Raw genomic sequence first — 7,979 nt, 5'->3', positions numbered from 1 at the left:
CCGGTGATCCCGTAACGCCGCTTCAACGCATCGACCGCCGCGGCCCGCAGTTCAGGCGTGCCGTGCGTAGTCGGATATCCGGGCACGTCGGCGACCGAACTCAATGCCGCACGGATCAGCGGGTCCACCGGATCGACCGGGGTGCCGACCGAAAGGTCGACGATCCCGTCCGGATGCGCGGCGGCCTCGGCCTTCACCGACGCGATGGTGTCCCAAGGAAAATCGGGCAGCAGACTGCTGACCCGGCGACGCGGTGACAGGGAACTCACTAAGTACCTAATTACTCATTCAGTCGCCATCGGCGGCAGCTCTTTGATGAACGGCGGGTCGTAATCCACCTTGCCGACCTTCGTCGCACCGCCGGGCGAACCCAGCTCGTCGAAGAAGTCGACATTGGCGTTCACGTAGCCGCCCCACTGGTCCGGGGTGTCGTCTTCGTAGAAGATCGCCTCCACCGGGCACACCGGCTCACATGCACCACAGTCCACGCACTCGTCGGGATGGATGTACAGCATTCGACCACCCTCGTAGATGCAGTCCACGGGGCATTCTTCGATGCATGCCTTGTCCTTCACGTCAACGCACGGTTCAGCGATGATGTACGGCACTGCCGCTCTCCTAGTCTGTCCTCACGGGGATACTCCGCCCAGCGTCACACTATCCCGGCAGCCCAGGTTACTCCGGGGCAGCCTGCCCTAACCAACTTCGTCCCGCCTGCCACTCGCTGGATATGAAACACCCCTGGCATCCGCGCCTTTGCGAATACTCCGAGCACGAGGAACGGGAATCTGGTATCGACTAGCCCACCGTCAGTGGCAGCGCCGCGGAGATCTTCCGCGGTGGCACCCCATAAGTAGTGGTCCGTTCGCGCACCGGACGGCCGATGCCCTCGGCGATCTCGGTGAGTTCCGCGACGGTCTTGGCGGAACCGTGTTGCGATCCGGCCATGCGGGAGATGGTCTCCTCCATCAAGGTACCGCCCAGATCGTTGGCGCCGCCGTTGAGCATCATGCGGGTGCCCGCTGTGCCGAGTTTCACCCAGCTGGTCTGGATGTTATCGATGCGGCCGTGCAACATGATCCGCGCGAGGGCGTGCGCCGCACGGTTGTCCCGGATGGTCGGGCCCGGTCGCGCCGCACCGGCTAGGTACAGCGGTGCGCTCTGATGCACGAACGGCAACAGCACGAATTCGGTGAAACCGCCTGTCTCGTCCTGTATTCCGCGCAGCACCCGCAGATGTCCGACCCAATGCTTCGGATTGTCGACGTGGCCGTACATCATCGTGGAACTCGAACGCACGCCGACCTGATGTGCGGTGGTGATCACCTCGACCCACGCGGAGGTCGGCAGTTTGCCCTTGGTGAGCACCCAGCGCACCTCGTCGTCGAGGATTTCCGCGGCCGTGCCGGGAATCGTGTCGAGCCCGGCTTCCTGCAACGCGACCAGCCAGTCGCGAATGCTCTGCCCGCCGCGAGATGCGCCGTTCACGATCTCCATCGGGCTGAACGCGTGCACATGCATCGACGGCACCCGTTGTTTGATCGCGCGCACCAGATCGGCATAGCCGGTGACCGGGAGGTCCGGATCGATGCCGCCCTGCATGCAGATTTCGGTCGCGCCGTCGACGTGCGCCTCCCAGGCGCGGTCGGCGACCTCGTCCATGCTCAGGGTGAAGGCGTCGGCATCACCCTTGCGCTGGGCGAACGCACAGAAGCGGCAGCCGGTGTAGCAGATATTGGTGAAGTTGATATTCCGGTTGACCACGTAGGTGACGTCGTCGCCGTTGACGTCGCGGCGCAGCTGGTCGGCGAGTGCGGCCACCGAATCCAGCGCCGGTCCCTCGGCCGTTGCCAGCGCCAGGTACTCGGCGTCGGTGAGCCCGGCCGGATCGTTTTCGGCGGCGCGCAGCGCGGCGAGCACATCGGAATCCAGTCGCTCGGGTGCCGCGACGGCGAGGTCACGAGCCTGTTCGCGAATGGTGTCCCAGTCGCCGAAGGCCCCGACGACATCGGTGTCTGATTGGCGGCGTTCGCGGGTCCCTTCGTGGTCACGCAAGCTACCGCCTCCGGGCCCGTCGCTCACGCCGCGGCCGAGTGCGGAATCGCTGCGGCTCTCGGTATTTCGGCCCTCGGTATCGATCGAGGTATTGAGGTCGATCCGGCCCGCGGATTCCCACGACTCGTCCGGTTCCTGCCAGGGCAGGCCGACCGGGAGCGCATCCGGATTCGCCAGACCGGTTTTCGGATCGGTGAGTGCGGCGACGTGCGCGCCGATGCGCGGATCGACCCACGGGTTGCCCGCGCGCACGTATTTCGGGTGCGCCGAGGTGCGTTCGACGAGTTGGTAGCCCGCGGCCTCGGTGATCTCGCGCAGCGTATCGAGGTTCGGCCAGGGCCGTTCCGGATTCACGTGGTCGGGGGTGACCGGCGAGACGCCGCCCCAGTCATCGATGCCCGCATCGATCAGGGCCTGGCATTCCTCGTGCGACACCAGGTTCGGCGGCGCCTGCACCGGAACGTCGGGGCCGAGTAGCAGCCGGGTGACCGCGATGGTGGCCCGGAACTCCTCCATACCCGCATCGGGAACATCGCGCATGGCGGTGTCGTCCTTGGCGCGGAAGTTCTGGATGATCACTTCCTGGATATGCCCGAATGCCTTGTGCTGCTTGCGAATCGCCATGATCGACTCGGCGCGCTCGGTCAGCGTTTCGCCGATGCCGACCAGAATGCCGGTGGTGTAGGGCACCGAAAGCCGACCGGCGTCGGTGATGGCGCGCAACCGCACCGCCGGATCCTTATCCGGACTTCCGTAGTGGCAGTTGCCCTTTTCGGTGAAAAGGCGGGTGGCGGTGGTCTCGAGCATCATGCCCATGGACTGCGCCACCGGTTTGAGCCGCGAGATTTCCGCCCAGCTCATGACGCCCGGATTCAGATGCGGCAGCAGACCGGTCTCCTCGAGCACCATGATCGAGACGGCGCGCAGGTAGTCCAGCGTGGAGTCGTAACCACGTTCGTCGAGCCACTGCGCGGCCTCCGGCCAGCGGTCCTCGGGCCGGTCACCGAGGGTGAACAGGGCCTCTTTACAGCCGAGTTCGGCACCGCGACGCGCGATTTCCAGCACCTCGTCGGGCTCCAGGAACATGCCCTTGCCCTCGGCGCGCAACTTGCCCGGCACCGTGACGAAGGTGCAGTAGTGGCATTTGTCGCGGCAGAGCTTGGTCAGCGGGATGAAGACATTGCGGGAATAGCTGATGGTCTTCGGCCGACCCGCCGATTCCAGTCCGGCATCGCGCACCCGGGCGGCGCTGCGACACAGATCGACGAGGTCGTCACCACGTGCGTGCAGCAGTACAGCCGCCTCGTCCACATTCAGTGTCACACCGTCACGGGCCCGCCGCAGCGCACGGCGCATTGCCGACGGCGTTGGCGGTGCGGGCGGGACGCTCGGGGTCGCTAGCTCGGTCACGCCCTCGATCATGCGCTACACATCCTGGGCTGTCTCCCTCCAGTGCTTGTGAGGGGTGATAACTGTGCGGTCTCACGCAGTATTCCGGTACGTCCGGGCGAATTATTCCCGTGCAGGTAGGTGGGTCGGGGCGGACGAAGGAGACGGCCGCGCCGTGACGTGGAACCATGGCAAGCATGTCGCAGCCGCGCACGATCATGGCCGATCCGGCCTGGCGTCCGAGCACCAAGGCCAAGCTCTTGTGGACGATTCAGGCCGCGCTCGGCTGGGTGATTCCCGTCGTGGCGCTGATCTTGTGGGTTGTCGTCGACGCCGAGCATCGCGATGCGCAGCTGGTGGTGTTCGCGGTGGCGCTCGTACTCGCGGCGGTGAGCATCGGGGTGGTGCCGCTGTGGCGGTTCGCGGTGCATCGGTGGGAGGTGACCGATGAGGCGGTGTACACCCGGGTCGGGTGGTTGACGGTGGAGAGCCGGGTGGCGCCCATCTCCCGAGTGCAGACCGTCGATACCGAGCGCGGGCCGCTGGAGCGATTCCTCGGGCTGGCGACGGTGACCGTCACGACCGCGTCCTCGGCCGGTGCGGTGCGGATCTCCGCGCTCGATCTGCCGATCGCCGAACAGACCGTCACGCGGTTGACCGAGATCGCCGCGTCGCACCGCGGGGATGCGACGTGAGTTCGTACCTTCCGGAGACCGATCTAGCCCCGCCGTGGTTGCGGCTGGATAAGCGAATGTTGCTGGTACACCCCGTCAACGAGGTCGTGCGGTTCATTCCGGTGCTGATCGGGTCGGTGATCCTCGGCACCAATACCGGTAATCCTGTCTGGGGACTCGTCGCACTGGCGGTGATCGTCGGCTTTGCGCTGACACGCTGGTTCACCACCACCTATCGGGTCGGGCCGACAGACGTCGAGTTGCGGACCGGGTTGATTCAGCGCAAGAAGCTGTCGGTACCGCGGTCGCGGATCCGGTCGGTCGATATCGAAGCCGATCTATTGCATCGGGTGCTCGGGCTCGCGGTGCTGGCGATCGGCACGGGGCAGCACGCGGATTCGGGTGAGAAGTTCAAGCTCGACGCGTTGGATGCGGATGTGGTGCCCGAGTTGCGGGCGGCGCTGCTCGCCCATACCGCCGGTTCGCCGGAATCTACTGCTGGACAACAGGTTCCCGACCTACGAAAAGACCGGCCGGTGTCCGGGAACGCCCGCGAGATCGGTCATTGGCGAGCGAGCTGGGTGCGTTACGCGCCGCTGTCGCTGACCGGTTTCGCCATCATCGCACCCATTGTCGGTTTGGCGATTCAGTACGGGTTCGACCAGATCGTGGTCAGGTCGGACGCGGTGCACAGCATCGAGGACGGTAGCGCGGCGCTCATCGCCGTCACCATCGCAGTGCTGGTCGTCGCGATCGTGGTGATCGTCAGCCTCGCGGCCTGCGCACGTTATCTGACAACGTATTTCGGACTCCGAGTACTCGATGACGACCGCACCTTGCAGCTGCGCCACGGGCTGTTCACGACCAGACAGATCACGCTGGATCTGGCTCGTTTCCGCGGCGCGACCGTCAACGAGCCGCTGCTGCTCCGCATGGCCGGTGCCGCCGAGCTCGAAGCCATCATGACCGGCCAGAGCCCGCGCCAGAAGATCCTGCCCCAGGCGCCGCGCTCCGCCATCGAACGCACCCTCGCGGAATTGCTCGTACCCCGAGGTGCCCGACGTCCCGGTGCCACGAACGAAATCGCACGGGCCGGGGATCCGGTGGGCCCAGCACCGCAACAGGAGCCGACCGGCCACACCCCGCGCGCGACGGTGAGCACCGCACCGCTGATCGCGCACGGCCCGGTCGCGCGCCGCCGCCGGTACACCCGCGCGCTGAGCCCGATCGCGCTGCTCGCGGTCGCGATGCTGTACATTTCCCTTGCCGGAGAGCACTTTTCACCATGGTGGTGGCTGCTGCCCGCCCTCCCGGCCCTGATCGCCGCCGCGCTGGCCGCCGACCGTTACCGCGGCCTCGGCCACGCCGTGCTGCCCGCCACCGACAGCAGTCCGGCCTGGCTCATCACCCGATCCGGCTCGCTCGACCGCGACCGTGACTGTCTCGAGGCCCCCGGCATCATCGGTTGGACTGTTCGCCAATCCTTTTGGCAGCGCCGCTCCGGCATCGGCACCGTCGTGGCCGCCACCGCAGCCGGTAAGAAGCGCTACCTCGTGATCGACATTCCACTCGAACAAGCCTGGGACCTCATCGAATCGGCAACCCCTGGCCGCCTGGGCACCCGCTGACCCCGCCGATACGTGCGGAGTCGATCAGCTTGCCGCCGAGCGGGATCGGCTCGGGTCGGTGAGGAAGTGCCGGAGTGCGGTGGCCACCCGTTCCGGTGTTTCGACGTTGGGTGAGTGGCCCGCGGTGTCGATCACCTCGATGCGTGCGCCCGCGGCGGCGTATCGGTCGATGGTGTTGCGCCAGCCGTAGAGGCTGTCGTGTCGGCCGTGAATTACCAAGGCGGGCAAGCCGAGAGCGCGGATCTGGGCGTCCAGCGGCCGTGCCGCCAGCGCCCGCGGGCGCTCCACCAGGACGGCGCGATATGCGCGCCAGGACATGGCGCGGTGATCCGAGCGCAGCTGAGACCAGCCCGGACCGGTGGCATCCGGATCGAATCCGGGTGCGAATCCGGCAGCCATCGCCTGACGCAATGCCCAGTTGTTGTTCAGCACCGCATGCACAGAACGCCCGATCGGAGCCAACGCGAGCAGCCGCAGCACCGGGCGCATTACTCGAAGAATTCGGAGCTCGTTGCAGTCCGGTGCCTGATCGACCACGACGACCTCGCTGACCCGACCGGACAGTTCGGCGAGTCCGAGCGCGCTGTCGGCACCCCACGAATGCCCGATCGCGGTGGCGTCGGTGATATCGAGCCGTTCGAGCACCGCGGTCAGCATTTCGCTCTGCGAGCGCTGATCGAATCCGGGTTCGCCTGTGGTGCAACCGAATCCGAGCAGATCGATGCGGACCACGCGGTAGGTGTCGGCCAGCAGCGGGACCAGCGCGTCCCACCAGTGCACCGAACCCTCGAAACCGTGCAGCAATACGATGGGTTTGCCATCGGCGGGCCCATCCTGCCGGACATGTATCGCCCCGGCGGGAACCTGGACGAGTTCCCCGATCATGCGCCGTTCCATCATTGCTCCGTACCCAAGTGTCTGAGACCGTTCGCTCCGAGAATAGAGCGCGACCGCGCCGATCCGACTCGCACAGTGTCGCTGACCGATTGCTGACACCGCGCCGAGTTCAATAGTGACCGTGGTCGAGACCCCGATATCACCGACGCGGGAGTTGCCCATCGCCGATCGCCGCGTGCGGCGGATGCAGCGGGGTGACAAATTTCGACTGACCGCGATCGGCGGTTTGGCGGCGTTATCGCTGGATGCGCTGTCCAGCGTGGCATACGGTCCCGAGGCGATCGTGCTGGTTCTTGTCGCGGCGGGCGCGGCGGCGGTGTCGTGGACATTGCCGGTGTCGCTGGCGATCGCGGCACTGTTGCTGGTGTTGGTGCTGTCGTATCGGCAGGTTATCGCCGTACATCCGGACGGCGGCGGGTCCTATGCCGTGGCGAAGAAGGATCTCGGGCGCGGTGCCAGTCTGCTCGCGGCGGCGAGTCTGGTGGTGGACTATGTGCTGACCGTCGCGGTGAGTCTCGCGGCCGGTGCGGCCAGTTTGGCCAGCGCGTTTCCGGTACTGGCCGATCATCTGCTGCTTATCACGCTGAGCGGGCTGGCGCTGCTCACCGTGATCAATCTGATCGGGGTGGCCGAATCGGCGAAAGTGCTGATGGGGCCGACACTTCTGTTCATCGTCGCAATTCTCGCGGTGATCGTGGTCGGACTGTTCCGCGCGAAACCGGTCGCGGTGATCGGCACCGATCTGGGGCCGATCGTGCCGTATGACACCGTCGGAATTCTGTTGCTGCTCAAGGCATTCTCGGCCGGGTGTTCGGCGCTGACCGGCGTCGAGGCGATTGCCAATGCCGTGCCGTCGTTCCGGTCGCCCGCGGTGCGACGGGCCCAGCACACCGAGGTGGCGCTCGGCGTGCTGCTGTGCACGATGCTGCTCGGTTCGGCGCTGCTCATCCGTCGCCATCACGCGGTGCCGCGCGGCGACGTCACCCTGCTCGCGCAATTGTCCGCGGCGGCATTCGGGACCGGGTGGCCGTTCTACGTGACGAGTCTGGCCGTCACGCTGGCACTGTGCCTGGCCGCGAATACCAGCTTCGGCGGACTGCCCGTGTTGCTGTCTCTGCTCGCGAAGGATCATCGGGTCGCGCACTTGTTCGCGCTGCGCTCCGAACGCCCGGTGTTTCGCTATGGCGTTGCGGCCCTTGCCATTCTGGCCGCCACCGTGTTGCTGGTCGTGCATGCCGAAACCCACCGCGTGCTACCGGTTTACGCCGTGGGCGTCTTCATCGGTTTCACCATCAGCCAGGCCGGGCTGGTGCGGCACTGGCGCGAACAGCGTGGC

The 7,979-nt window shown here is 66.3% G+C and carries 6 protein-coding genes and 1 pseudogene; 3 read left to right on the top strand and 4 right to left on the bottom strand.

Annotated features, from left to right (window positions below):
* From NP3_RS38335 to cofH, 3 genes and pseudogenes are all read right to left on the bottom strand, one after another.
* Positions 1 to 260, bottom strand: a pseudogene (locus tag NP3_RS38335) (succinyldiaminopimelate transaminase); the annotation flags it as partial.
* 24 nt (positions 261 to 284) lie between these two features.
* Entirely contained in the window at positions 285 to 608 is a 324-nt protein-coding gene (gene fdxA, locus NP3_RS38330) for a ferredoxin (RefSeq protein ID WP_063046612.1), read from the bottom strand.
* 190 nt (positions 609 to 798) lie between these two features.
* On the bottom strand, positions 799 to 3,477 hold the full coding sequence (gene cofH, locus NP3_RS38325) for a 5-amino-6-(D-ribitylamino)uracil--L-tyrosine 4-hydroxyphenyl transferase CofH (RefSeq protein ID WP_063046611.1): 2,679 nt from the start codon (positions 3,475 to 3,477) through the stop codon (positions 799 to 801).
* Positions 3,478 to 3,641: 164 nt separating this feature from the next.
* Here cofH and NP3_RS38320 point away from each other — a divergent pair, with 164 nt between their 5' ends.
* Positions 3,642 to 4,139 carry a PH domain-containing protein gene (locus NP3_RS38320; RefSeq protein WP_084509540.1) on the top strand — a complete coding sequence of 166 codons (498 nt, stop codon included), beginning with the start codon at positions 3,642 to 3,644 and terminating at the stop codon, positions 4,137 to 4,139.
* Between the two features lie 56 nt (positions 4,140 to 4,195).
* Positions 4,196 to 5,746: a PH domain-containing protein gene (locus NP3_RS38315; protein ID WP_084509541.1), complete on the top strand. Its 1,551-nt coding sequence runs from the start codon at positions 4,196 to 4,198 to the stop codon at positions 5,744 to 5,746.
* A 24-nt stretch (positions 5,747 to 5,770) separates the two neighbouring features.
* On the opposite strand, the gene NP3_RS38310 is transcribed toward NP3_RS38315, so the two are convergent.
* Entirely contained in the window at positions 5,771 to 6,643 is an 873-nt protein-coding gene (locus NP3_RS38310; RefSeq protein WP_063825029.1) for an alpha/beta fold hydrolase, read from the bottom strand.
* A 184-nt stretch (positions 6,644 to 6,827) separates the two neighbouring features.
* Between NP3_RS38310 and NP3_RS38305 the strand changes: the two genes are divergently transcribed.
* On the top strand, positions 6,828 to 7,979 hold a 1,152-nt coding region (locus NP3_RS38305; protein WP_157124835.1), incomplete at its 3' end, for an APC family permease.

It is taken from the genome of Nocardia pseudovaccinii NBRC 100343 (genome assembly GCF_001613225.1).
Classification (GTDB): domain Bacteria; phylum Actinomycetota; class Actinomycetes; order Mycobacteriales; family Mycobacteriaceae; genus Nocardia; species Nocardia pseudovaccinii.
Note: the sequence above shows the minus strand (reverse complement) of the source record. Positions and strands in the feature narration are given on the sequence as shown.